The sequence below is a fragment of the Pseudozobellia sp. WGM2 genome (assembly GCF_017810075.1).
In the GTDB taxonomy this organism is placed as follows: Bacteria; Bacteroidota; Bacteroidia; order Flavobacteriales; family Flavobacteriaceae; genus JADNYK01.
Genome location: NZ_JADNYK010000002.1, coordinates 134799 through 161389 on the forward strand (window position 1 = coordinate 134799; position 26591 = coordinate 161389).

Consider the following 26591-nt stretch of genomic DNA (forward strand, 5'->3'; position numbering starts at 1 on the left):
CTGCAAAGATACCAGTTTAGCTATAGACCCTTAGCTTAGAAACCACGCTTTTTTATACATTCAAAACCGAAAACCGACACCTATCTTCAGCATGTCTATATTGCTCTTAAAATTAAATTCCTCCATAGCGTTGTTGTTCTCATATATAACGTCTCCTTTCTCACGGGTATAATCGTATTGTATCTGCACAAAAAACCTTTTGGTAAAATTATATGCTAATCCAACATTCAAATTAACGCCTCCCGTGGTGTTGTAGTCATCCGTGCTGCTACCGTTACCATCACTAAATTGAAAATCGCTAAAGATGATCGAATAACCCACGCCGACTTGAGGTTTAAGCCTTGGTATTACGGGAATATCAAGTTCTGCGAAAACCCTTGGTTGTAGAAGTACTTTTGTAAACTTAGAGTCGAACTCTAAATCATTGGCAGTTGAATTACCGTATAAAAAGTTTTCTGATTTTGAAAACAGGCTAGAGCTGATGCTGGTTCCTAATCGAGCAGGACCTAACTTGAGAAATCTATACTTGACCCCAACGTCGATTATTGAATTTAAAGCATCGATATCACTTTCATGCCCTCCTAGAGTGTGAGGGTAATTGGCTTCGATACTCCATTTCTTGTCTTGGGCGAAAAGGCTAAACGTAGCTAAGAACAGGGTGCAAAAAAGTAATTTTGAATTCATGCTGTATATTATTGGTTAGAATTTTAACTCCGACCAAATTATACTAAATACAGCACCATAATTTTTAAGGAACTGTTAAAAGCCCCCAAAGTATTGCCAAAAATACCTACAACAAATTAAGAATCGAACTACAAGTCAAATCCAAGGTTTACACCCAATTTCTTTGCGATAATTTTGTTGATACGTGTTTTCAATTCCGGTATACGAACACTCGCCAAAACATTATTGGCAAAAGCGTACATCAGCAAGGCACGAGCCTCCTTTTTCGGTATACCTCGAGATTGCATATAGAAGAGAGCATCTTCATCTAACTGCCCAATAGTACAACCATGAGAGCATTTTACATCATCTGCAAAAATCTCTAATTGAGGCTTTGAATTAATGGTAGCCTTATCACTCACCAGAACATTATTGTTTTGCTGAAAAGCATTGGTTTTCTGGGCAATTTTATCAACGATAATCTTACCGTTGAAGACACCTGTCGAATTCTCACCGTAAATACCTTTATAATCTTGGTGACTTTCGCAATTGGGCTCAATATGATGCACCAAAGTATGGTGATCTACATGCTGTTTGTTACCGATTATAGTAACCCCTTTCATAGTCGAATCTATATACTCGCCATTTTGATAGAAGTTCAAGTTGTTACGGGTCAATTTACCACCAAAAGAAAAGGTATGAACCTTGACCACACTTTTGTTCTTCTGATCGATGTACGTATTATCAATAAATGACGCGCTTTCAGAATCATTCTGAATTTTGTAGTAATCTACAATAGCAGAATCAGCAGCGAAAATTTCGGTTACCGAATTGGTCAGCACCTCATTAGAGGTCAAGCTCTGATGCCGCTCGATTACTTGTAACTCCGCATTTTCTTCAACAACAATTAAGTTACGTGGCTGCAACAACAAAGAAGCCTCGTTACCCGTAGCAAAATGTATTATCTCAACCGGCTTCTTAGGCATTTTGTTCTTTGGAATATAGATATAGGCACCTTCTCTACTAAACGCAGTGTTCAATGAGGTAAGTGACTCATCTTTAGAAGCCACTTTGTTGAAGTACACATCGATTACCGGCTTATACATCGGTTTGGTCAATGCAGAACTCATCAAACAGATATCGACACCATCGTGGGTGGTTTCCGAAAGGTATGAACTATAGATACCATCAATGAAAACGATTTTATAAGAATCGATTTCGTGTAAAAAATATTTTTTTACGTCCTTATATTCGAGCGCATTCTCCTCTTTAGGAAAAATACTAAAATCAATCTTCTGCAAGCCCTTCAACGAAGTGTATTTCCAAGCTTCTTCCTTTTTAGTTGGAAAACCTTTAAGCTCAAAGTTTTTCATGGCCTCGGTTCTAACGTCGTGCACCGAATTTTCGATGTCGACATTACTTTCAAATGCCATAAATGATGATATCAGTTTATCTTTTAAATCCATATTTTTCTAATTGCTTGTACCTTTTCTTAATCTCCTATGATATATACAAAGTACTGCTATTAAACTACCGCTTCATTCTTCAACCAGTCGTACCCTTTCTCCTCAAGTTCAACTGCCAATTCCTTACCTCCAGATTTCACAATTTTACCATTGTGCAATACATGTACAAAATCAGGCACAATGTATTCCAGCAATCGTTGGTAATGTGTTATCACTATTACGGCATTATCTTTACTTTTCAATTTGTTTACGCCATTCGATACGATACGTAAGGCATCAATATCAAGACCGGAGTCAGTCTCATCAAGAATGGCCAGTTTTGGCTCTAACATGGCCATCTGAAAAATTTCGTTACGCTTTTTTTCACCCCCTGAAAAACCTTCGTTCAAAGAACGAGACATAAATTTGCGATCTATATCTAACATTTCAGATTTCTCACGAATGAGTTTCAACATCTCATTGGCGGGCATATCTTCAAGACCACGGGCCTTTCTAGATTCGTTGATGGCGGTTTTAATAAAGTTAGTTACCGACACCCCTGGGATTTCAATAGGATATTGGAAAGAAAGAAAAACACCTTTATGAGCACGCTCTTCCGGTGAAACCTCTTCTAAATCTTCGCCTTCAAGCTCAACAGAGCCCTCGGTAACCTCGAATTCTTCTTTACCTGCAATTACCGCAGACAACGTACTCTTACCTGAACCGTTCGGGCCCATGATAGCATGTACCTCGCCGGCTTTCACCTCTAGGTTAATTCCTTTTAATATTTCCTTACCCTCTACACTAGCGTGTAAATTTTTAATCTTAAGCATATATTCTTTTCTTAAAGTCTCTACTAATCGAAAGCCTTAAAGACTTTCATATATCAATTTAAATACCTGTTACTGTGAACAATTAACCTACTGAACCCTCTAAGCTAATTTCCAATAATTTTTGGGCCTCTACCGCAAACTCCATTGGCAGTTTGTTCAACACTTCTTTACTGAAGCCGTTAACAATCAAGGCAATAGCTTTTTCAGTATCGATACCCCGCTGGTTGCAATAGAAAATCTGGTCTTCACCAATTTTACTGGTAGTCGCTTCGTGTTCTATTTGAGCGGTCTTGTTCTTGGCTTCGATATAGGGGAAGGTATGTGCACCACATTCATTGCCCATCAATAACGAATCACACTGAGAGAAGTTTCTAGCGTTCTCGGCCCTGCTGTTCACCTGCACCAAACCACGGTAACTGTTCTGTGATTTACCCGCAGAAATACCTTTTGATATAATGGTACTTCGGGTATTTTTACCCAAGTGTACCATTTTTGTACCCGTATCGGCTTGCTGATAATTATTGGTAACCGCAATCGAATAAAACTCTCCTATAGAATTATCACCTTTCAAGATACATGAAGGATATTTCCACGTAACGGCCGATCCGGTCTCTACCTGTGTCCAAGAAATTTTAGCGTTTTTCTCACAAATTCCTCTTTTGGTCACAAAATTAAAAACACCGCCTTTTCCTTCTTTATCGCCAGGAAACCAGTTTTGCACCGTTGAGTATTTAATCTCTGCATCATCAAGCGCAATAAGCTCTACAACGGCCGCATGCAATTGATTTTCATCTCGTGAAGGTGCCGTACAGCCCTCTAGGTAACTTACATAGCTACCTTCATCTGCAATCACCAAGGTTCTTTCGAACTGCCCGGTACCTGCCTGATTAATTCTAAAATATGTTGAAAGCTCCATTGGACATTTCACACCCTTTGGAATGTAACAGAAAGACCCATCAGAAAATACCGCTGAGTTCAATGCTGCATAAAAATTATCTCTCTTCGGAACTACCGAACCGATATATTTCTTCACCAACTCCGGGTGTTCCTTTATCGCTTCAGATATAGAGCAGAAAATAATGCCCTTTTCCGCCAAGGTCTTTTTAAAGGTAGTGGCCACCGAAACGGAATCCATTACAATATCGACCGCTACACCCGCCAATTTCTTCTGTTCATCAACGGAGATACCCAGCTTCTTAAAAGTTTCCAGCAACTCTGGGTCTACCTCATCAAGACTTTCGTACTTCGGCTTACTATTAGGTGCCGAATAATATGAAATGGCCTGGAAATCGGGTTTTTTATAATTTACATTTGCCCACTCCGGCTCTTCCATCTCTTTCCAATACTTGAAAGCCTCTAGACGCCATAAGGTCATCCATTCAGGCTCTTCTTTCTTTTTCGAGATAGCAATAACTATATCTTCGTTCAATCCCACGGGTAGGGTATCAGATTCTATATCGGTATAAAATCCGTACTCGTACTCCTTGGTCTCGAGCTCTTTCTTTAACTCTTCCTCAGTATATGCCATATTTTCGTTTTACAGTGAAAAACTTTCTCCACATCCGCAGGTACGCTGTGCATTTGGGTTATTAAAAACAAAACCCTTTCCGTTTAGTCCCCCAGAGTACTCGAGAGTCGTACCCACTAAATATAGAAAGCTCTTTTTATCTACAATGATTCGCACATTGTTATCTTCGAACAACTTATCGGCATCACCGACATTGTTGTCAAAATTCAATTCATAGGACAGACCACTACAACCGCCGCTTTTAACGCCGACACGAACATAGTCTTTAGTAGCATCAAAACCCTCTTCTGTCATCAGGTCTACGACCTTCTTTTTAGCTGTTTCAGATACTTGTATCATTGCATTTTAGTTTATCTAAATAGTTCACAAATATACGTCATTAGTAGTGTTTAACCATGAATACTAACATTATTATAACGAATGCGTTAATAAGCGCTTTCTATAGTTTGTGAGGCACAAACTCAACTCGAGTTATTATGCCTCTTTTCGATACGTAGATTTCTTAACTTTGACAACCATTTCATCAGTTATACGACACATGCGACTAGACGACATAAACGCCTATTACTATGCCAAGAACTTTGGAAAAAACGCGCTGCCCGAGTTCTATTTCAAAAACAAGTTCAAAAAATTAAAGGCCTACCAAGCCAAATGTGACGCCGAGTATCTGCAAAAAAGAGTGGATTATTATTTAAAATTGAACTCCTATTTCGAACTATCCGAAGATGCCATTGCGGTAAAAGATTATAAGCGGACCAAGGGCACGGGCTATTATTTAGACCTAAAGGAATTTCTACATTACTTCTCTCCGCATACCAAATTTGCATATCATTTTGGAGATGAACTACATATCAACCCCAATCCCACACTTTTCAAGGCTAGACCCTTGACCGATACGAATGCCAATTCGGTACTTTTTAAACTGAATAAGCGCCGGCATTTTCGATGGGTGAAAGACACTAAATCTTTCACAGATAAAATGGATTCGGTCGTTTGGCGGGGCAGGTCGCACCAAGAGCAGCGAAGAAATTTCGTTATTAAATTCTGGGACAACCCTAGCTTTGATGTTGGCCTATCGGATGGTATAAATACCAATGGGCAGTTTCAAAAAGAATTTATGGGCATTAACACTCAACTTGGGTACAAGTTCATTGCATGTCTCGAAGGTTTTGATGTAGCCACCAACCTGAAATGGGCCATGTCTAGTAATTCATTGTGTATCATGCCCAAACCGACTCGGGAAACTTGGTTCATGGAAGGGGTTCTCGAAGCCGAAAAACATTATGTTGAAGTAAAGTCCGATTTCTCGGATATGGAAGAAAAGATGAACTATTATATTCAGCACCCCCAGAAAGCCCAACATATCATAGATAACGCTCATCGACATGTAGTACAGTTTAAAAATCGAAAGAGGGAAGATTTACTCTGCTTCTTGGTGCTAGAAAAATATGCTAGGCTTTCAGGACAAAAAGATTTTTTAAAGTTTGCTTAACCGCTATTGCTCTCGAAATGCAGTATTTGAAATAAACTCATCATCGGATAGGGTCAATAAAAAAGCCTTTAAATCGGCCTTATCTTGTTCAGTGAGCTGAACCCCGCCCTGGGCCACTTTCTTCATCAACGGGTCTACAGTATCAGAATTTTGCAAACCTTCACTATAATGATCGATCACCTCCTCTAAGGTAGCGAATCTGCCGTCGTGCATATATGGAGGGGTAAAGGCAAGATTTCGCAATGAAGGACTCTTAAATTTACCGTTATCGGCCGGGTCACCCGTTACCCTGCCCAGACCTAAATCTACAAAGGTGCTATCTAAACCATTATTGTGAAAGAGGTTATCGGTCCATAAAGGGTTGTTGGGGTTGCCATGGCAATGAAAGCAATCGCCACGAGTCTCATCCATAAAAACATCACGACCGTTGAGTTCGGCCTCGGTGAGTTCTAATTCTCCGGCCAAAAACCTATCAAACTTTGAGTTTCCGGAAATCAAGGTACGCTCAAATTGGGCTATGGCTCGAGCTACCTTGAGGCTATCAATTTCACCTTCTCCAAAAGCGCTTAAAAACATATCGGTATATTCACTGTTTGCTTCCAGCGCGCCTATAACTTTCTCCCACGTATTAGCCATTTCAGTAGCATCGGTAATGGGGTGAAAAACCTGGTCTTCTAAACTGGTCGCAGAGCCATCCCAGAAGAAACGTTCATCAAAATTCCATGCAAGATTGAAAAGGGGCATCGCATTTCTATTTCCCAATACACCATTAACTCCATCACTGAAGCGGTCAGTATCGGTAAAAGCACTTGATGGCGCATGACATTCGGCGCATGATATTGAATTATCAGCAGAGAGAATAGGGTCGAAAAACAGCTTTTTGCCCAAAGCCACCCCTTCTTCGGTCAGCGGATTGGTAATCGGTATAACCGGGGCTAAAATATTCTCTTGAAAAAAAGCAGGTACATCGAGCGAAAGAGGCGTGGCTGTATATTCAGGTGCTTCCCCGCCCTCACTTTTAGAGCAAGCAACCAGTAGCATAAGAAATAATACGATTATAATAGGCCGCTTCATCAGTAATAATGATTTATTCTTGGAAGACCCCTTCTAAGCTGAAAACGGTTTTACCATTCTGTGAAATTGCTTTTTGAGCCTCAAAATTTGGCATCATCATCGAATGTAATTGGTTCAAATTCCATTGATTCGGATTTTTAAACCATTCTGCAATATTCATTGAAATTGCAATAGTCGAATTTTGTTGAATTTCCACCGGCCCTAAATCAACTTGAAAAAAAGTGTCTTCAAATACTAGCTCTTCGCCAGAGTTATCTACAGCTCTAATGGCATGATATTGATAGCCCGTTTCGGTCTGGGTAGAGTCTATGAACTTACCTTCCAATTGCATATAATGATAACCTCCGCCCAACATTTCGGGAACATTCCATAAGGCGGTGTTCAAGTCAGGATAGATTCCGTTTTGATTATCTTCGTTATCAAAACCAAACGTAAAATATACATTGGTGTAATTACCGACTGGCACGCTATCTGAAAGTTGATAAGACAATCCCGTTTCATTGGTCAGGTCAACGAGGTTATAGCCTTCTACTGTAAAACTACTACCATCCGAACTTTCGAAAGTAACGTCTGAAATAAGGTAGCGAAGTCGCTCAACACTCATTTTTTCTCCATTTAGATTTGCATACCCAACGGTATTAAAATTGGATGTCTGAAACTCTTCTCCATCCCAATTATGATTAAACCGTAAACTCACCTGTGCTGCAACTTGACCAGAAACATCGTCATCGGAACAACTCACCCCTAAAGTCGCCAACAGTAAAAGAAAAGGAAATATGCACTTCATGTTAATTTTTATAACAATTGGTATTTAAAAATTATTGTTCAACGGAAATTATCAGAACATCTGTAAAACCTTTGTTCACCGACACATCAAAGTCCGAACTTGCCGACTCTCCTACTGCAACTATTGTTCCGTTTGCGAGTTCTACAACACCATAACCCACTTCAATTTCAGATCCACCTATCGATTGCTCCCACTCTAGAATTCCATCCGCATCAATCTTGATAAGCCAAGCATCGTTCTGGCCTTTATTTTCTATAACATCTATATCACCACTTCTTGAGCTTCCTACAAGCAAAAAACCCCCATCGCTAATTGCTTCAACTCCCCTACCAGCATCAAAGCTGCTGCCCCCGTAAGCACTCTCCCAAAGAATTTCCCCTTCAGAATTTATTTTTACCGCCCAAACATCGGCAGCACCATTGTTCGAAGCTATATCGATATCTGTGCTTCTGGTATCGCCAACAATCAAAAAATTACCATCAATCGTTGGAACGATGTCATGGGGTTCATCAATTTCGTTACCGCCATAATTTTTTTCCCATAATAACCGCCCGGTATCGGAAATGCGCACTACCCAAAAATCATAAGTGCCTTTATTATTACTAATGTCAACATCAAAACTATCGGAAGAACCTGCAATAAGAAATCCGCCCCCGTCAAGCTCGACGACACCATAAGCAGTATCGGTAAAAGTTCCACCAAAATATTGGCTCCATTGCAAAACACCATCTTCTGACAGTTTAATGGCCCAATAATCGCCTCCAGCATGATTTTTCGCCGTTACATTACCCTGACCCTCGGATGCAGTAACATCTAAAACTCCCACTAAAAGAAAACCCGAATCGTTGGTCTGAATTAAAGAGATGCCTTCATCTCGCCCATTAAACCCGAAAGATTTCTGCCAAACGAGGTTTCCGTTACTATCCGTTTTAGCCAACCAATAATCTTGAGCCCCGGCATTTTCAGTAACATCGCCATCTTTGCTTTCACTAAAACCCAACAGCGCATAACCTCCATCCGAAGTCTGAATCAAAGCATTGCCCCTATCATTTCCGCTACCACCATAACTTTTCTGCCACTGTAAGCTACTCGTACTATCGAATTTTAACATCCAAAAATCGAAATCTGTAGTGGTTTTACCCAAAACATCCCCATCATTGCTTTGTGTATACCCTAGTACAGCATAACCTCCATCAGAAGTGGCTACAACAGAATTTGCATTATCATTCAAGCTACCTCCGTAAGTTGCCACTTTCACATTAAAATTGATCGGAACGACATTATCTGGACTATTATCATTCTCAGAGCAACTAGAAATAATCAAGATACCCAAAACCCAATTGCATATAGCTCTACCATTAAATCGTATACGTTTCTTCATGAATACTTCTGCCAAATATTGGATAGCCTATTCGTGTAAAAGATTAAAAAATCAATTACTTTTTTTAACGATGAAGAGTCCTGAACCAATATCGCTCAACACAATATTTCCACTTGAGAAATAAGGGTAATTGCTCCATACCCCATCAAAATTGGTGTTATCAGAACTGGGGTAAGTATCGAAATAGGAAGTCTCAACAATAGCCCCACCCTCAATATCGGAAATATCCAAGACCCGTAGACCCGCTGTATAATTCGATAGAAAATATTCATCACCCCTCACATACCCATTATGGTCAATTGCAGCAGTAGGGCCAGAATACGATTGATGTAAAACCGGGTTGTCTAAATCCGCAAAATCGAAAAACAAGGTTCTTGAATTGAATCCGAAGTTTTGTTCATCCAATTCATCACCTAATATAAAATAGCGCTGGTCTTCTGTAAACCATCCTTGGTGGGTGTACCTAAAATTTGGGTACTCAATCGTACTGATTTCAAAAGGGTTGTTCTTATCGGTCACATCGGCAATTACCACTTGGTTTTCATTGGCACCAATAAAAATCTCCCGACCGGTATAATCGGTGTCGGGCCCTTTATAATTTACGACTTGGGCATCATGGGTGTAACCGTTTTGTGCATAACCACCTACCCCTATTGGGTTTGTAGGATCAGAAATATCGATAAAATGTGCTCCTCCTAAAAAAGCATCATTGCGAGCTGTACCTACCGGATAGGCAAATCCGCTTTCTTCATTGATCACAATATTGTGTGCATTACCAAAACCGGTATAACGCGCATCGGCATCAAAGGTCTCCGGCGCATTATCTACATTTCGCAACCGGGTGAGGTCAAAAACCTGCATGCCATGTGAGCTAGCCTCTGCGACTACGAATGCATGATTATTATATACTTTTATGTCTCGCCAAGAACTAGGGTCGGTAGCAGTAGGCAATTTACCTAAGTAAACCAGGTTTTCGGTGTCGGTAATGTCAATAAACGCAGTGCCGTTATCAAGACCTAATATCGCATATTCGCGATCTGTGGTGACATCTGTCCACCCCCAAATATCATTGGTAGAATTTGCATCAAAGTCAGAAAGGGGCATAATTGCCATAAGGTCATAGCCAGCGCAGGGGTAGTTACCGGCCATTCCGTTTTCGCAAGGCATAAAACCAACCGCTTCCTCATCGGTGTCCATCTCTTCCTCCATATCAACGTCATCGATAACAACATCATCGACCGATTCATCTGATGAGCAAGATGATAGTGCGACTAAAAAACTAATGCCGATAGCATATAGCAAGGTACTGTTTTTCATAACTATAAGTTTTTATGTAAATATATCACTTAGTTACTTGAGAATGAACAAATGACCCGTGGACCTGTAAGAAAACACATCAAAAATTATACCGATTATTATTTTCAATTTAAATATCGATTCTTCGACCCAGTTAATGAGAGCTTGTGCCTATCACAGAAAATACCCGTATTTTTGCGGAATGCTAGAAGACAAGAACCAAGAGAAAACCGCTTTGGAAAAATTGGGAGAGTTCGGACTTATTGAACATTTGACCCAAAACTTTTCCCTCAATCATAAATCATCGGTAAAGGGCATAGGCGATGATGCCGCCGTATTAGATTACTCCTCTAATAAGATCGTTCTTACCACGGATCTATTGATAGAAGGTGTACATTTTGACCTCAGCTATATGCCCTTAAAACACTTGGGCTACAAGTCGGTGATGGTCAATCTTTCCGATGTGTACGCAATGAATGCGAAGGCTACACAAATTACTGTATCGCTAGCCGTATCTAACCGATTTCCGTTGGAGGCCTTGGAAGAGCTTTATGATGGAATCGCACTGGCCTGTAAAATGTTCAATGTCGATCTGGTAGGTGGCGATACGACCTCATCTACTAAAGGTATGCTCATTAGCATTACCGCTCTAGGGGAAGCTACCGATGAAAAACTCACCTATCGTAGTGGTGCAAAACCTAACGACCTTTTAGTCGTTAGCGGTGATTTGGGCGCCGCATATATGGGCCTTCAGGTTTTAGAGCGTGAAAAAGAAGTTTTCAAGGTGAACCCCAACAATCAACCTGATCTTTCACCCTACTCTTATATTGTCGAACGTCAACTTAAACCAGAGGCACGAAAAGATATCGTTGAACTCTTGGAGAAACTTGAGGTGAAACCCACTTCAATGATCGATATTAGTGACGGACTATCATCTGAAATTTTGCATCTAACCAAACAAAGTAATGTGGGCTGCAATCTTTTTGAGGAAAAGATACCTTTAGATCCCACAGTTATCTCTAGTTGTGAAGAGTTCAAGATGGATGGTACGATGGTAGCCCTCAGTGGTGGTGAAGATTATGAACTTCTATTTACCATTGATCAAAAAGATTTTGACAACATAAAGGGAAACCCCAATCTTACGGTAATCGGCCACATGACAGAAGTGAGCGAAGGTGCCAATTTGGTTACACGGGCGAATACTAAAATACCTTTGACCGCACAGGGTTGGAATTCTTTTTCTGACGATTAGGTTCTAAACCATCGCCTCGAGCATCGTTCGGTTTCGAACAAAAAAATTCCCGAAAAAGGCAAACCTAACTTTACTGTTGTGGGGCGAACGACAGTGGAGAACGAGGTTGCAACTTAATTTTCGGGAATATAATTTAAATCCTGATGCCCCTAGGGCTCAGGATTTGGTTGCCAAAGCATAGTTAACGCTGAATCAAGTTCAGGGTTAGGCAGCATGTTGTGCCGCTCTATGTCTTTTCTGAAATATATTTTCTAGAGTTTTATTTATGTCCTGTAGCTCTGGTGTAAGCGTAGACAGGTTACCGCTAACATCTGTAGTTACTTCTTTGCTACAATGAATGCATTTATATTCTTTGATATGATGGGTCACTTTTTTTGAAACTGAGTAGTGGTGGCCAAAAAGGCTGCAAAAGAATCTTTTCATGGTTGTAGGTTTTTAACGCATCATTGGTCATTTGGGAAACCGCAAATTGCTAGATGATAAATTGGGTGAAAAACTCAAGTGATTTAAACCACTTTCCATATCTGAACGCACACACCTCTTTGTTTATTGGGTGTGCTTTATCAATAGGGGTCTTTTTTCGACGAAATACACTTTTTTCGATGAAAGACCACTTTTTCGACCCTCATCTCTTCATTTGTTATCAGGTGAATTTGCGGTATCTTTCCGTTATTTTAAAAAAAGAACTGCCCATATTCCATTCTTGAGGCAGTTCATCGAATTCGATGAATAACAACCCTTTTAATGGTAATTTGTTGAATTGCTATTTTTCTTTTAAGTATGGATGATGCCCAAACTAGACCTTACAAATTGAAAGCAAAAGAGACCCTTGTCACAACCTTTGCCCTTTTTTCTTTATTTTTCGGAGCCGGAAATTTGATTCTCCCCCCATTGTTAGGTTTTCAATCGGGAAACCTTTGGTGGTTGGTCGCATTAGGCTTTTGTGTTTCTGCGGTCTTGATTCCTATATTAGGTATACTGGCCCATGCCAAATTACAGGGCACTATTTTCGACTTTGGCAAGAAAGTCTCCCCTACCTTTAGCTTGGTCTACTCATCGCTGATTTATATTATCTCAGTTAGCCTTCCCTCACCACGTACGGCATCGGTCACCCATGAAATGGCCATTGCTCCCATTTTTGATTCGCCGTCGTGGTTAACGAGTGTAATCTATTTTACGCTGGTTTTTGTTTTCGTCATCAATCGATCAAAACTATTGAACATTCTAGGTAAGGCACTCACCCCTGCAATCATTCTCATTCTGCTAGGCATCATAATAATAGCCGCTTTTTCTTTTGAGTTCGATTATGGTAACGTGACTATGGCTAGTCCGTTTTCAAAAGGTATACTTGAGGGGTACCAAACTTTTGATGCCATAGGTGCCGTGGTGGTAGGCGGGGTTATTATTATTTCCATCAACTTGAAAAAGAAAAATGCGACTTATGCAGAAAAAAAGCTACTGATTAGACGAGCCGGATTCTTAGCCGGTTCTGGCCTCTTCTTACTCTATGCCGGACTCATTTTTACCGGTGCGATTACTCATAGTATGTTCGAGGCCGATAGTACTCGTACGGCTTTATTGAATGGAATTAGTATAGAAACTTTGGGCAATGCAGGGCAGCTATTTTTAAGTGTATTGGTAAGCCTGGCCTGTTTCACTACTGCCGTAGGCATTGTTACCGGCACATCGGACTTTTTACAATCGCGGTTTGAAAATTCAAAAAACGTATTTATAATTACCGCATTAATAGGATGTGTGCTTGGGGTTCTAATGGGGCAATTTGATGTTGCCTACATCATTGCTGTGGCGCTACCCGCGTTAATGTTCATTTACCCAATTACCATTATCTTGATTCTTTTAAATGTAGTACCTGAAAAATATGCTTCTTCGAAAGTATTTAAAGCCGTGGTCTTGACCACCATTATTTTTAGCATTCCTGACTTTTTGGGCAGTTTAGGGCTCCAAGAATCTTTAATTAGCCTTCAAGGCTATATTCCTCTAAGCAAGTTCAGCTTAGGATGGGTTTTACCGGCAGGGGTAGTTTTTGTTATTTCTAATTTCTTTATAAAATACAGTTCTAAAAACTAATCCCTGTCGGAATAATTCATCATCTAAATATCAATTTCCATACTAATAGGGCAATGGTCACTACCCATAACCTGGTCATGAATTTCTGCCGACTTTACTTTAGGCCAAAGCGATTCACTCACCAAAAAATAATCGATACGCCAACCCACATTTCGGGATCTCGCACCCCCACGCATACTCCAAAAAGTGTATTTGTCAAATTCATCGGGGTGCAAGGTTCTAAAACTATCTACCAAGTTCAAAGTATGAAGCATATGATCTAGACCATCGATTTCCACCTGGGTAAAACCAGATGTTTTATTGTAATTCGATTTCGGGTTCGCCAAATCGTTCGCCGTATGCGCCACATTAAAATCACCCGTAACTATAAGCGGTTTCTTTTTTTGCAGGTTCAACAAATAATTGGTAAAGTCTTTGTCCCACACCGAACGGTAATCCAACCTTTTGAGTCCGTTACCACTGTTGGGCACATATACGTTCACCAAATAAAAAGCATCATACTCTGCACAAGTAACCCTGCCTTCGACATCATGGTCTTCAACGCCAATATTGGCAAAGAATGAAAGTGGTTTTTTCTTTGATAGAATTCCCGTACCGGAATACCCCTTTCTTTCGGCACTGTTACTAAAAACTTCGTAGCCAGTGATTTCCTTTAACGCTTCCGAAACTTGGTCGTCTTGAGCTTTGGTCTCTTGAACACAAAAGACATCCGCATCAAAGTTGGAAACCACTTCCCCAAAACCTTTCTTTATGGAAGCACGAATTCCGTTCACATTCCAAGAAACTATTTTCATGATAGTAATTTTAAAATTTATTGCAATGATGGTTATTGATTCATCAACTCTTCAATTTCCTCTACTTTAATAGGAATATTGGCCATGAGATTGAATGGCTCTCCTGTTTCTTGAATGACTACATCATCTTCTAAACGCACTCCCATTTTCTCTTCGGGAATATAAATACCCGGTTCAACGGTAAATACCATATTAGGTTCCATGGGCTTTTTCAATTCGCCATAATCATGGGTGTTCAACCCGATATGGTGGCTAGTGCCGTGCATAAAGTACTTTTTATAGGCGGGCCAATTTTTATCTTCATTTTGAACATCGGCCTTATCTAGAAGTCCGAGACCCAAAAGCTCAGAGGTCATCAGTTTACCGCACTCTACATGATAATCGGCCCAAATGGTGCCTGGCACCAACATTTTGGTGGCTTCGTCTTTCACGCGTAGCACCGCCTCATACACCTCTTTCTGGCGTTTGTTGAATTTTCCGCTCACGGGAATGGTTCGGGTCAAATCACTAGAGTAATTTGCGTATTCGGCAGCAGTATCCATCAAAATCAAATCTCCTGCTTCGCATTGTTTGTTGTTTTCCAGGTAATGCAAAACGTTAGCATTGTTACCCGCGGCAATAATCGGTGGATAGGCAAAACCCTTCGAGCGATTTCGTACAAACTGATGTAACAGTTCGGCTTCTATCTCATGTTCCCAAACCCCAGGCTCGACAAATTCAAGTACCCGTCTAAAACCCTTTTCTGTAATATTACAGGCGGTTTGCATCAATTCTATTTCTTCGGGTTCTTTAACACCACGAATCTTTTGTAAAATCGGATTGCTCTTGGCAACCTTATGCGCCGGAAATTTGCTCTTGCAATCCAAAATAAAACGATCCTCACGCGTCTGGGTCTCCACTGCCTGACGGTAATGCTCGTTCGTGTTAAAGTAAATAGTTTCTGCCTCGGTCATTAAATCAAAAAAGACCTTGTCGAAATCTTGAAGCCAATAAATGGTTTCTATACCTGAGACTTCGGTCGCCTTTTCTTTGGTCAATTTTTCCCCTTCCCAAATGGCAATGTGGTCGTTCGTTTCACGAACAAAAAGTATTTCTCGATGTTTTTTAATGATGGAATCAGGAAAAAGAAGCAAGCGTGTCTCTTCTTGGTCGGCCCCACTTAAATAAAATATATCTCTGTGCTGTTCAAAAGGCAGAACGCTATCTGCACCTATGGGGTATATGTCGTTAGAGTTAAATACCGCTATGCTTTTCGGCTGCATTTGAGCCATAAATTTTTTACGGTTTTTAGTGAAAAGTGTATTACTGATCTGCTCGTATTTCATCTAGTTTCTTCGTTTTTTCAAAAATAGCGATTCTACTAAAAATAGTCGTGCGGTATAGGCTATAATCCTAAGAAACGATTGGCTTCCTCGCCAAATTAAGAACAAAAAGAAAGAGACCCATTTCTAGGCCTCTTCCTCAATTAAAGTTGGTTATGTTACTCTTGTAGTTTGAGTGAGCGTAACTTTAGTATGGCATAAATTAACAAAATATTAAGTTGATGCGCAATTATGCAGGCTGTTAATTTTAAATTGCCACGCTAAGAATTATTAACTTTCCTCTGTTAAAAGTCCAACACCAGGCACCATGAAGTACCTTTCTTTTTTTCTTGTTCTCTCCCTTTATTTTACAGGAACCTCTCAAATTGTACCCACCGGTACCGAACAGGTGAAAAGTGCACTGCTTCAGAAGCAGCGTATGGAAACTGAATCTTTGGTGAAGAATATTCCCCTAAAAAATATCGGGCCGACGGTTATGAGCGGTCGGGTGGTCGATTTAGATGTAAACCCCGAAAATACCATTGAATTTTATGTGGCCTATGCCTCTGGCGGACTCTGGTACACCAAGAATAATGGTACTTCTTTCACTCCGGTAATGGACCAGTCTCAAACCCAAAATTTAGGGGATATTGCGGTCGACTGGCCCACGGGCACTATTTGGGTCGGTACTGGCGAAAACAACGCTTCACGGTCTTCATACGCCGGCATCGGCGTTTTAAAATCGATTGACAAGGGCAAATTGTGGATGCATATGGGGCTAATGGACTCGCATCATATCGGTCGTATCGTAATCAACCCAGAAAACCCTAACGAAGTAGTAGTGGGTGCTACAGGCCATCTTTACTCTTCTAATGACGAACGAGGCATTTATAAAACTACGGATGGAGGCAAAACTTGGAAAAAAACACTTTTTATTAATTTCGATACCGGAATAATCGATGTGGCGCATGCCCCAAAAAACTTTGATATTATGTACGCCGCTGCTTGGGAAAAAGACCGAAAGGCTTGGGATTTTCTAGGTAGTGGATTCGGGTCTGGCATTTACAAAAGTGTCGATGGCGGTAGTACGTGGAAGAAGATTTCAACAGAGGGCAGTGGTTTCCCCACAGGTTACGGCGTAGGTCGTATTGGTCTGGCCGTTTATGACGAGAACATCGTCTACGCCTTGCACGATAATCAAGACCGTCGCGAAGCATCCGAAGAAAAAGATAAAGACCCTGAGATTCTTTCCGCTTCTGACTTTAAGAAAATGTCAACGTCTGAATTTCTCGAACTAGAGGATAAAAAATTGAATGCATTCCTTAAAAAGAACGGTTTCCAAGAAAAATATCGAGCTGAAAATGTCAAACAACTTATACGAAGTAACGTGGCCAAACCTATAGATTTGGCAAAACACCTTGAAGATGCCAACTCGATGCTTTTCGATACCCCTGTCATAGGCGCCGAGGTGTATCGCAGTGATAATGGCGGCACCAGTTGGGCAAAGCAAAATACCGATTATATCGATGCGCTCTACTACAGCTATGGCTATTATTTTGGTGAAATTCGAGTAGACCCTAACGATAGCGAAAAAGTATATGTAGGTGGTGTGCCCTTGTTAAAATCTGCAAATAGCGGAAAAACCTTTACCTCTATAAGTCAAGAAAACGTACACGCCGACCACCATGCCCTATGGATAAACCCAAAAATGCCCGTCCATTTGATCAATGGTAACGATGGTGGCGTGAATATCACCTACGATGATGGAGAAACATGGATAAAAAACAACTCACCGAGCGTCGGTCAGTTTTATGCCATCAACGTAGACCGTCAAGAGCCTTATCATGTTTATGGTGGCTTGCAAGATAACGGTGTCTGGGAAGGTGCTCACAACGCCAAAGAAGACCGCAGTTGGCACCAAATGGGCGAATACCCCTGGAAATCAATCATGGGTGGTGACGGCATGCAAATAGAAATCGATAACAGAGACCACCATACAGTGTATACGGGGTACCAATTCGGAAATTATTATCGATTGGATAGAAAAAACAACAAGAAAAAATACATTCAACCCAAGCATAACCTTGGTGAAAAACCCTTTCGTTTCAATTGGCAGACCCCTATATCACTTTCTACGCACAATCAAGATATTCTCTATCTAGGTAGCAACAAATTACATCGCTCTTTAAATAAAGGTGACGATTGGGAAACTATTTCAGATGATCTAACCCAGGGTGGTAAAAAAGGCAATGTCGCCTATGGTACCCTCACGACCATTTCAGAATCACCCTTAAAATTCGGACTTTTGTATACCGGAAGTGATGACGGGCTGGTGCATATTTCGCAAAATGGGGGGGCTGATTGGCAGCTTATTTCGTCTTCGCTACCAAAAAATAACTGGGTGAGTAGGGTGATTGCATCAAAACATAAAAAAGAACGGGTTTATCTAGCTTTAAATGGATATCGCTGGGACGATTTTACTACCTATCTCTATAAAAGTGACGACTACGGAAAAACTTGGCAGAGCATTGCTGGAAATATTCCTGCTTCACCCGTTAATACGATAATAGAAGACCCTGTCAATGAAAATCTCTTGTTCGTAGGTACCGATAACGGACTTTACCTCTCCTTTAACCAAGGTTCTTCTTGGGAGGCTTTTCAAAGTGGTATGCCCAATGTTGCCGTACACGACTTGGCTATTCAGCCAGAAGCAAAACACTTACTTGTGGGCACACATGGCAGAAGCATCTACCAAGCAGATATCAAATATTTACAACAAATAACTACTGATATTCTCGATAAGAATCTTGTTGTTTTCGAGTTGGATGACGTTACACACTCAAAAGATTGGGGCAACGCCCCCAGCCCATGGAGCAAGCCCAGTACACCTGGGCTCGATGTGTTCTTTTACAGTAAAAAAGAACAATCTATATCTGCGGAAATTCAAACCAAAAATGGCATAATCGTAAGTAGCACTGAAATCAAAGCTGATAAAGGCATGAACATTCTTTCTTATGATCTAGCTTTTTCAAAAGCTGGAAAAGCTGCCTATCTTAAGAAAAACAAAGTAAAACTTAAAACCGCTAAAGACGGCAAGACCTATTTACCGAAAGGGGATTATCTTGTTCGTATTTCAGGTGACGATAAAATGGAAAAAGAATTCATCATTAAATAACATGAAGACGAACAAATACAAAAAAGCCCTATAAAAGGGCTTTTCTTGTTAAGTAGGTACACTGTTAATTTGGTTACCGATTGGGGTCGGTGTAATATTTTGTAGGTAGAATTTTCGATTTGGGGTCGAAATTTTTTCGGTCAAGTTCAAGGGGCGATTTGGGGTCAACACTATCACTTAATTACAATGTAAATCTACGCTGCTCATTTCAACTTTCTAAATTATTGTTGTGAACCGATCCTTTACTGTGGTGAAAAATACAAGGGGTCAATTTTATCGATGAATTGCCTACAAAATCATAGGGCAAAAAAAAATCCTGATATGTTTATCAGGATTTTTTCGATTTGGTTCTTTAAGTATTATGCATGTTGCTCTTCATGCTTACCTTCTTTTACCTCTTCGATTAACTTGCTATTGAATGCAGGTAAATCATCAGGGTTTCTACTGGTTACGAAACCTTGGTCTACTACTACTTCTTGGTCTACCCAATTAGCACCGGCATTAACCAAGTCATCTTTAATAGACTTGAATGAAGTTAGTTTTCTACCTTCCACTACACCTGCGCTAATTAAAATTTGTGGTGCATGGCATATAGCGGCTACCGGTTTTTCTTGCTTGAAGAAATCACGAACAAAAGTTAGTGCCTTTTCTTCACGTCTTACCAAATCAGGATTGATAACCCCACCCGGTAACATTAATGCATTGTAATCAGATGCGCTTACTTGATTTAATGTTTTATCTACTTTATAAGAATTTGACCAATTTCCATCGGCCCATCCTTTTATTTCACCAGCCTCAAAACTCACGACATCTACTTGAAAGCCTTCTTTCTCCATCGCCTCTTTAGGTGACTTCAATTCACTTTCTTCAAATCCGTTTGTGGCTAATATTGCTACCTTCTTCATATATATATTTTTAAATGATTATTAATTGATTCATTCGCAATATACCACCAATCGAACGCTTCAATTGACGGAATTCAGGGAGATCTTAGCTCGTTTGAAGAGATTGAAGGTATTCGGTAACTTCAGCTAGACAACGGCCAAGTTCCTTTTTGATTTCCGTTTCCCAAAATCGAAAAACTTTATAGCCCAAACGTTCCAGTTCTTTATTTACTTCGCTGTCACGTTGCATGTTTCGTTCGATTTTGGCAATCCAAAATTCACGGTTCGTTTTTATTTTGGGTTTTCGTTCATCCCAATTATGTCCATGCCAATATTCACCGTCTATGAAAATGGCAGTCTTATACTTTTTAAAGAGGATGTCGGGTTTGCCAATAAGTTTTTTATAGTCTATTCGATACCGGTAACCCGCGGCATACAGAGCTTTTCGAAAGGCAAGCTCAGGCTTGGTGTTTTTGCCGCGTATCTTGCTCATAATCTTAGAACGTTTTGGAGTGGTGTAGAAGCCCGATTCTTCGTTGAAACGGGGAACCTTTATACGTTCTTCGGAATACTCTTTTGGCTTAATTAACTTTCTCATATAATACTGTAACTTTAAAACAAATTCTTCAAAGATGAATTCAGTTAATTAACTATAATCTACCTATTTTAATGAATTTACCCGATTTACCAATTGAAAAAGATGATGATGATTTACTTAACTATAAACATCATGCGAAAAAAGTTCAAAAACTCATTCAAAACACTTCAGATATCGAGGAAAACTTAATAATTGGCATATACGGTAGTTGGGGTTATGGAAAAACTTCTTATTTAAATTTGATCAATCGCAACTTAGATTTATTTCCTAAAGGAAAAGGTAAAGGAATTATGAAATTCCACTTTAACCCGTGGAGATATAATTCAGAAGATGAAATCTTGTTTGAATTCTTCGAAGGGTTATCTAAAAAATTAAAGGCATCGCAAGAAAATTCTCTAAAAAAGGCTGGTCAGTTTATAAAATCCATGAGCCGGTATATGAAGGCAGTAAAACTTTCTGCCACCATAGGTATTCCAAAATCTTACAATACCGAAGTGACATTTGAGCCCGGAGAAATACTTAGGTTAATGGGTGAAGACTTAATTGGTGAAAATCAGGGTATCGAAGAATTAAAAACAGAAATTAATCAGTTGCTATCCCAAGCCGACTTTAAAATCGTAATTACCATTGACGATATAGATAGGTTGGACAGAGAAGAAATTTATAGAGTATTAAAGATTATAAAATTGAATGCAGACTTTAAGAATGTCATCTATATTGTGGCTCTAGATAAAGAGCAGGTATCCAAAGCAATTAAAAATCGGTTTGGGGACAACAAAATTGACGGCGAAAAATTTCTTGAAAAAATTGTTAATATTCCAATTTACCTACCAAAAGTTGAAAAGTCGGATTTAAAAGTATTCTTTCAGCATAAATTAAATAAGGTCAGAACCTTACTAAATTACGGAATGAACCACTCTAAGGAGCAGGAGTTCCAAGAAATTCTACATAAAAGTTTCAATTTAGTGTCATTTATAAGTCCAAGAGAGATAATAAGAGTCTTGAACAGTTTTTTCGTTTCCGCATTCTCAATTGGCAACGAAGTGAATCTTAATGATTTATTTCTAGTTGAGTATTTGAAAGTAACTCAAGATGAAATATATGAAAAACTCAAAATTCAAAATTTCAGTAAAGGCATCTACAATATCACTCATAGAATATACTATAAAGATTTATCGGACAAAATAGACTTTTCCTCAAAAACTGAAATAATCGAATACTTATTTCCCAAAAACCAAGGGACAATTGGGGGTAGAGATATTGAATCTGAAAAGCTAAATAAAGAACTTAGAATAAATCATAAAGAACACTACGATAAATATTTTTCGTATCACATGGTAGGAAAAATCTCTAAAAACATACTTGTTACATTTATAAAAGCTATTAATGAAAATGACTTTGAAACAGCATTAGTCGAGCAAAAAAACTTATTAAAGAATTTAGTATCTACTTTCTAGAGGATAAAATAAAAAGTATTATTTACGATTCTGAAATTTCTAATAAGGATAATTTTTTTCAGTTCTGGTTTAAAAATAAAGGCATATTTGAAACTCTTGAAAAGGATATGTTCGGTGATGATTTAAAAATTCGAATTATTGAATTGGTCGGAGAATATTTAAATAAGTATCCAGTTGAGGAGCAAATAAATAACTTAGCAGGCCAACTGGATTATAAAGAATTATGTTATTTCACTAGAAATTTTAGCGATTACTCGCACAAGAATGAATTGGAAAAATTAATAATTGAAAAGGTCAAATCAAGACATGAGGAGCTTCCATTCTTCGTCCCATATGCTCCCGAAAATAAAATGGTCATGTCAGTTTGGAGCGATTACGATAGAGAAGAATTTGAACAGTATATTTCTAACTCAATATCAAAGAAAGAGGTTTTGGGAGCTTTGCTCCAGTATTTTCCTATCCATTATATAAACAAAGGATTTGGCTCTATTGACAGGGAGAATTATAACTACATGAAATCCTTATTAAATTTAGATTTATTATATGAAAAGACAGAAATATACTATCCAGATTTGATAACAAAAGTCAAGAAAATGAATACGTTTTCAGATAATGGAATAAATAAAATTGAAGAATGTATTGAGCAATTTATTTATATCTATATAAGAGAAAAAGACCAAAATACAAATCCCAAACTCTAAATAAAGAGCTTGGGATTGATTTTATCTCAATTAAAAGGAAAGATAACTCGATTTGAGTCTCATTGCTTAGAATAAATTATCCTTTTACGGTAGCGCTAAGATATTCGCGATTCATACGTGCAATGTTCTCCAATGAAATACCTTTAGGGCACTCAACCTCACAGGCACCGGTATTGGTACAGTTTCCAAAACCTTCCAAATCCATTTGACGAACCATATTCTCAACACGTTCTGTAGCCTCGACCCTACCTTGGGGAAGCAATGCGAACTGAGAAACCTTAGCAGATGTAAACAACATCGCACTGGCATTCTTACAAGCTGCAACACAGGCTCCGCAACCGATACACGTAGCGGCATAGAAAGAATCATCAGCCTTATCTTTTTCTATCGGTGTTGCATTGGCATCAACAGTATTACCAGAGGTATTCACCGATATATAACCCCCTGCTTGCTGAATTCTGTCAAAAGCGGTACGGTCGACCACCAAATCTTTGATAACCGGAAAAGCGGTCGCTCTAAAAGGTTCGATTACGATAGTATCGCCATCGTTGAATTTTCTCATGTGCAACTGACAAGTGGTCACCAATCGGTCTGGACCGTGCGGCTCACCGTTGATTTGTAACGAACAAGACCCGCAGATACCCTCACGACAGTCATGATCGAACTGTACCGGTTCTTTACCCTTGTTTATAAGGTCTTCATTAAGCACGTCTAACATTTCCAAAAAAGACATATCTCCTTCTACACCGTTAATAGTGTAATCGACCATTTCCCCTTTGGTGTTGGCATCTTTCTGACGCCATATTTTTAAGTTTAATTTCATAGTTTTTATTTTAGTTGGGGTTGACTGTTAATAGTAAACTGCTTTCGACAGTGACCATAAACCTTCAACTATAAACTACTTATAACTTCTTGTTTTTAATTCAATATTCTCGTAGACCAAATCTTCTTTGTGAAGAACAGCGTCTTTTGGCTCTCCCTTGTATTCCCATGCCGAAACGAACTTAAAGTTCTCATCGTCACGAAGGGCCTCACCTTCTTCGGTTTGGTATTCTTCCCTGAAATGGCCTCCACACGATTCTTGTCTGGTCAATGCATCTTTAGCAAAAAGTTCACCCAACTCCAAGAAATCGGCCACTCGACCCGCTTTTTCCAACTCGGCGTTCATACCATCTGTACCACCGGGAATTTTTACATTCTCCCAGAAATCAGCCCTTAAAGCAGATATTTCTACAATCGCTTCTTCAAGACCTTGGGCGTTTCTTGCCATTCCGCATTTATCCCACATAATTTTACCCAATTTCTTATGGTAATAATCAACGGAATGCTGCCCCTTTGCGGACATTAGTTTATTGATACGGTCTTTTACTTCTTTCTCAGCATATTCAAACTCGGGCGAATCTGTAGAGATAGCACCGGTTCTAATATCGTTCGAGAGGTAATCACCAATAGTATACGGAAGCACGAAATACCCATCTGCCAGACCTTGCATTAATGCAGAAGCCCCTAAACGGTTCGCACCATGGTCGCTAAAATTCGCCTCACCGGCGCAGTAGCAACCCTCAATGGTCGTCTGTAAGTTGTAATCTACCCAAAGACCGCCCATCGTATAGTGCACAGCTGGGTAAATCATCATTGGCGTCTCATACGGATTCTCATCTACGATTTTCTCGTACATCTGAAAAAGGTTTCCGTATTTGGCTTCGATAATGTCTTTACCTAATTGGGTGATAGTTTTGCTATCGCCATTTTTCATGCCTCTGGTCAAGGCTTCTTCTTTACCGTAACGTTGAACTGCAGAAGCAAAATCCAAATAAACGGCTTCTCCTGTTTTGTTTACTCCGAAACCGGCATCACAACGTTCTTTTGCGGCTCTCGATGCAACATCACGCGGCACCAAGTTTCCGAACGCTGGGTAACGTCTTTCCAAGTAGTAATCTCTATCCTCTTCTTTTAACTGGGTAGGCTTTAATTTTCCTTCACGAATGGCTTGTGCATCTTCAATTCTCTTTGGTACCCAAATACGCCCATCATTACGCAACGACTCAGACATCAAGGTCAATTTAGATTGATGATCTCCTGAAACCGGAATGCATGTAGGGTGAATTTGTGTAAAGCATGGGTTAGCAAAGAAAGCTCCCCTTCGATGCGCTCTCCAGGCCGCCATTACATTACTTCCCATAGCGTTGGTTGACAGAAAGAACACATTTCCGTAACCGCCAGTAGCCAAAACTACGGCATGTGCCGAATGTCGTTCGATTTCACCGGTAACCAAATTACGGGCAATAATACCTCTGGCTTTTCCATCCACCAAAACCATATCCATCATTTCATGACGGTTGTAAGGCTTGATCTTACCTCTATTGATCTGTCGGTTCATAGCTGAGTAAGCACCCAATAGCAATTGTTGCCCTGTCTGGCCTTTGGCATAGAATGTTCTAGATACCAAAACCCCTCCGAACGAACGGTTATCTAAAAGACCCCCGTAATCTCTTGCAAAAGGAACACCTTGTGCTACACATTGGTCAATGATATTTGCCGATTCTTCAGCCAAACGGTGAACGTTAGCCTCACGTGAGCGATAATCGCCCCCTTTGATCGTATCGTAAAAAAGGCGGTAGGCGCTATCGCCATCACCTTGGTAATTTTTTGCTGCGTTGATACCACCTTGAGCTGCAATGGAGTGTGCCCTACGAGGAGAATCTTGATAACAGAATGTTTTTACATTATAACCCAGCTCGGCCAAAGTTGCTGCGGCCGAACCCCCTGCAAGACCTGTACCTACAACGATAATATCTATATTACGCTTGTTGGCAGGGTTAACCAGGTTGATTTTGTTCTTATGCTTAGTCCATTTTTCGGCTAACGGCCCTGATGGAACTTTAGAATCCAATATGCCCATATTAATGTGTTATTGGGTTAAGATGATGGTAAACTGCAATAAATATGAACCCCAAAGGAATACCTATCGCGTAGATTTTAGTAAAAGTCTGTATTGCCGGAGTGTATTTGTTGTTCACCCCCATACTCTGAAAAGAAGAGGCAAAGCCATGCCACAGGTGCAAAGACAACAACACAAAAGATATAACATAGATAACAGTACGCCAGAAAGGCTCAAACTTTTCTACGGTTTCCTGATAATATCGCGTTGGGTCCTCGGCATTGCCAGCTATGTATTTATAATCCATTTCATGGATCCAAAAATCATAAAAATGAAGACCAAGAAATGCCAAAACGACAAGACCGGTAATGATCATGTTTCTCGACATCCAAGAGGCATTGGCGCCACCACTGTATTTCTTGTACTTGATCGCCCTAGCCTTGTTGTTTTTAATCTCTAAAGCAATACCCATAACAAAATGCACAATAACCCCAGCAATCAATATCGGCTGAAGAATAAACTGCACTAACCCATTATAACCCATAAAATGTGACCACTCATTGAAAGTGTCGGGAGCTATAACAGAAGTTATGTTAATGGTAAAGTGTTGGGCCAGAAAGAAGACCAAAAAAAGACCCGATAAGGCCATTACGACTTTTCGGGCTATCGAAGATTTTATCAATCCGCTCATTATAATGTATCAATTAGTTTTTAGACGGTCTACAAAATTAGGGTATAGGCTTGGCTTTAACAAACTTTACAACTCTTTACTCAAGTATTTAGACCCATTTTAAGGAAGTGGAATATCTTGTTTGAACTTCGGATTCCAAAATCAATATCTGACCCGGTTTTTCTTGAACCAGATAAATCCAAAAACACAAAATCATATTCATTATCAGTGAGTTGTAAAGCTAAAAACAAGCTCCTCAATTTTTTAGCATAACTTTCTTAACAAGTTGTA

The 26591-nt window shown here is 39.7% G+C and carries 23 protein-coding genes; 6 read left to right on the plus strand and 17 right to left on the minus strand.

Going from position 1 to position 26591, the window contains the following annotated elements; all coding sequences use genetic code 11:
* Nucleotides 1-60: 60 nt before the first annotated feature.
* The 5 genes from IV512_RS04230 to IV512_RS04250 all read right to left on the minus strand — a co-directional run bounded on the left by IV512_RS04230 (nucleotide 61) and on the right by IV512_RS04250 (nucleotide 4808).
* Nucleotides 61-684 (minus strand): outer membrane protein, encoded by a 624-nt coding sequence (locus IV512_RS04230; RefSeq protein WP_209400951.1) that lies wholly within the window; start codon nucleotides 682-684, stop codon nucleotides 61-63.
* 128 nt (nucleotides 685-812) lie between these two features.
* Nucleotides 813-2129, minus strand: coding sequence for a Fe-S cluster assembly protein SufD (gene sufD, locus IV512_RS04235; RefSeq protein ID WP_209400953.1), 1317 nt, complete (start codon nucleotides 2127-2129; stop codon nucleotides 813-815).
* Between the two features lie 59 nt (nucleotides 2130-2188).
* A complete protein-coding gene (sufC, locus tag IV512_RS04240; RefSeq protein WP_209400955.1) occupies nucleotides 2189-2941 on the minus strand; it encodes a Fe-S cluster assembly ATPase SufC in 753 nt (250 codons plus the stop codon).
* 82 nt (nucleotides 2942-3023) lie between these two features.
* The gene (gene sufB / locus IV512_RS04245) at nucleotides 3024-4469 is read right to left on the minus strand and encodes a Fe-S cluster assembly protein SufB (protein ID WP_209400957.1); all 1446 of its coding nucleotides are present in this window, start codon (nucleotides 4467-4469) and stop codon (nucleotides 3024-3026) included.
* Nucleotides 4470-4478: 9 nt separating this feature from the next.
* Entirely contained in the window at nucleotides 4479-4808 is a 330-nt protein-coding gene (locus tag IV512_RS04250) for an iron-sulfur cluster assembly accessory protein (RefSeq protein ID WP_100870415.1), read from the minus strand.
* Nucleotides 4809-5007: 199 nt separating this feature from the next.
* Here IV512_RS04250 and IV512_RS04255 point away from each other — a divergent pair, with 199 nt between their 5' ends.
* The gene (locus IV512_RS04255; protein ID WP_245224673.1) at nucleotides 5008-5961 is read left to right on the plus strand and encodes a glycosyltransferase family 90 protein; all 954 of its coding nucleotides are present in this window, start codon (nucleotides 5008-5010) and stop codon (nucleotides 5959-5961) included.
* A 3-nt stretch (nucleotides 5962-5964) separates the two neighbouring features.
* Here IV512_RS04255 and IV512_RS04260 read toward each other — a convergent pair whose 3' ends face one another.
* From IV512_RS04260 to IV512_RS04275, 4 genes are read right to left on the minus strand one after another with little or no spacing between them, the layout of a single operon-like run.
* Entirely contained in the window at nucleotides 5965-7035 is a 1071-nt protein-coding gene (locus IV512_RS04260; protein ID WP_209400959.1) for a cytochrome-c peroxidase, read from the minus strand.
* 13 nt (nucleotides 7036-7048) lie between these two features.
* The gene (locus tag IV512_RS04265) at nucleotides 7049-7822 is read right to left on the minus strand and encodes an MbnP family protein (RefSeq protein WP_209400961.1); all 774 of its coding nucleotides are present in this window, start codon (nucleotides 7820-7822) and stop codon (nucleotides 7049-7051) included.
* Nucleotides 7823-7853: 31 nt separating this feature from the next.
* A complete protein-coding gene (locus tag IV512_RS04270; protein ID WP_209400963.1) occupies nucleotides 7854-9203 on the minus strand; it encodes a hypothetical protein in 1350 nt (449 codons plus the stop codon).
* 51 nt (nucleotides 9204-9254) lie between these two features.
* The gene (locus tag IV512_RS04275; RefSeq protein WP_209400964.1) at nucleotides 9255-10520 is read right to left on the minus strand and encodes a choice-of-anchor B family protein; all 1266 of its coding nucleotides are present in this window, start codon (nucleotides 10518-10520) and stop codon (nucleotides 9255-9257) included.
* Nucleotides 10521-10701: 181 nt separating this feature from the next.
* On the opposite strand from IV512_RS04275, the gene thiL reads away from it, so the two are divergent.
* Nucleotides 10702-11751 carry a thiamine-phosphate kinase gene (gene thiL / locus IV512_RS04280; protein WP_209400965.1) on the plus strand — a complete coding sequence of 350 codons (1050 nt, stop codon included), beginning with the start codon at nucleotides 10702-10704 and terminating at the stop codon, nucleotides 11749-11751.
* A gap of 204 nt (nucleotides 11752-11955) precedes the next feature.
* On the opposite strand, the gene IV512_RS04285 is transcribed toward thiL, so the two are convergent.
* Nucleotides 11956-12174, minus strand: a complete 219-nt coding sequence (locus IV512_RS04285; RefSeq protein ID WP_100870411.1) for a hypothetical protein — start codon at nucleotides 12172-12174, stop codon at nucleotides 11956-11958.
* A gap of 387 nt (nucleotides 12175-12561) precedes the next feature.
* Here IV512_RS04285 and brnQ point away from each other — a divergent pair, with 387 nt between their 5' ends.
* A complete protein-coding gene (gene brnQ / locus IV512_RS04290) occupies nucleotides 12562-13839 on the plus strand; it encodes a branched-chain amino acid transport system II carrier protein (protein WP_245224674.1) in 1278 nt (425 codons plus the stop codon).
* Between the two features lie 23 nt (nucleotides 13840-13862).
* Here the strand turns inward: brnQ and IV512_RS04295 are convergent, their stop codons facing one another.
* Together IV512_RS04295 and IV512_RS04300 are read right to left on the minus strand one after the other, a co-directional pair.
* Nucleotides 13863-14633 (minus strand): exodeoxyribonuclease III, encoded by a 771-nt coding sequence (locus IV512_RS04295; protein WP_209400967.1) that lies wholly within the window; start codon nucleotides 14631-14633, stop codon nucleotides 13863-13865.
* A 32-nt stretch (nucleotides 14634-14665) separates the two neighbouring features.
* On the minus strand, nucleotides 14666-15958 hold the full coding sequence (locus IV512_RS04300) for an aminopeptidase P family protein (protein WP_209400968.1): 1293 nt from the start codon (nucleotides 15956-15958) through the stop codon (nucleotides 14666-14668).
* A gap of 304 nt (nucleotides 15959-16262) precedes the next feature.
* Between IV512_RS04300 and IV512_RS04305 the strand changes: the two genes are divergently transcribed.
* Nucleotides 16263-19109, plus strand: coding sequence for a sialidase family protein (locus IV512_RS04305; RefSeq protein ID WP_209400969.1), 2847 nt, complete (start codon nucleotides 16263-16265; stop codon nucleotides 19107-19109).
* Between the two features lie 359 nt (nucleotides 19110-19468).
* On the opposite strand, the gene IV512_RS04310 is transcribed toward IV512_RS04305, so the two are convergent.
* Both IV512_RS04310 and IV512_RS04315 read right to left on the minus strand, forming a co-directional pair.
* Nucleotides 19469-20014, minus strand: a complete 546-nt coding sequence (locus IV512_RS04310; RefSeq protein ID WP_209400971.1) for a type 1 glutamine amidotransferase domain-containing protein — start codon at nucleotides 20012-20014, stop codon at nucleotides 19469-19471.
* Between the two features lie 85 nt (nucleotides 20015-20099).
* Nucleotides 20100-20591 (minus strand): very short patch repair endonuclease, encoded by a 492-nt coding sequence (locus tag IV512_RS04315; protein ID WP_209400974.1) that lies wholly within the window; start codon nucleotides 20589-20591, stop codon nucleotides 20100-20102.
* 71 nt (nucleotides 20592-20662) lie between these two features.
* Between IV512_RS04315 and IV512_RS04320 the strand changes: the two genes are divergently transcribed.
* Nucleotides 20663-22048 (plus strand): P-loop NTPase fold protein, encoded by a 1386-nt coding sequence (locus tag IV512_RS04320; RefSeq protein WP_209400976.1) that lies wholly within the window; start codon nucleotides 20663-20665, stop codon nucleotides 22046-22048.
* 107 nt (nucleotides 22049-22155) lie between these two features.
* Nucleotides 22156-22749: a hypothetical protein gene (locus IV512_RS04325; RefSeq protein ID WP_209400978.1), complete on the plus strand. Its 594-nt coding sequence runs from the start codon at nucleotides 22156-22158 to the stop codon at nucleotides 22747-22749.
* Nucleotides 22750-22825: 76 nt separating this feature from the next.
* Here the strand turns inward: IV512_RS04325 and IV512_RS04330 are convergent, their stop codons facing one another.
* The 3 genes from IV512_RS04330 to IV512_RS04340 all read right to left on the minus strand — a co-directional run bounded on the left by IV512_RS04330 (nucleotide 22826) and on the right by IV512_RS04340 (nucleotide 26321).
* Nucleotides 22826-23572 (minus strand): succinate dehydrogenase/fumarate reductase iron-sulfur subunit, encoded by a 747-nt coding sequence (locus IV512_RS04330; RefSeq protein ID WP_100870402.1) that lies wholly within the window; start codon nucleotides 23570-23572, stop codon nucleotides 22826-22828.
* A 75-nt stretch (nucleotides 23573-23647) separates the two neighbouring features.
* Nucleotides 23648-25651 carry a fumarate reductase/succinate dehydrogenase flavoprotein subunit gene (locus IV512_RS04335; RefSeq protein ID WP_209400980.1) on the minus strand — a complete coding sequence of 668 codons (2004 nt, stop codon included), beginning with the start codon at nucleotides 25649-25651 and terminating at the stop codon, nucleotides 23648-23650.
* A 1-nt stretch (nucleotide 25652) separates the two neighbouring features.
* The gene (locus tag IV512_RS04340) at nucleotides 25653-26321 is read right to left on the minus strand and encodes a succinate dehydrogenase cytochrome b subunit (RefSeq protein ID WP_209400983.1); all 669 of its coding nucleotides are present in this window, start codon (nucleotides 26319-26321) and stop codon (nucleotides 25653-25655) included.
* Nucleotides 26322-26591 lie beyond the last annotated feature (270 nt).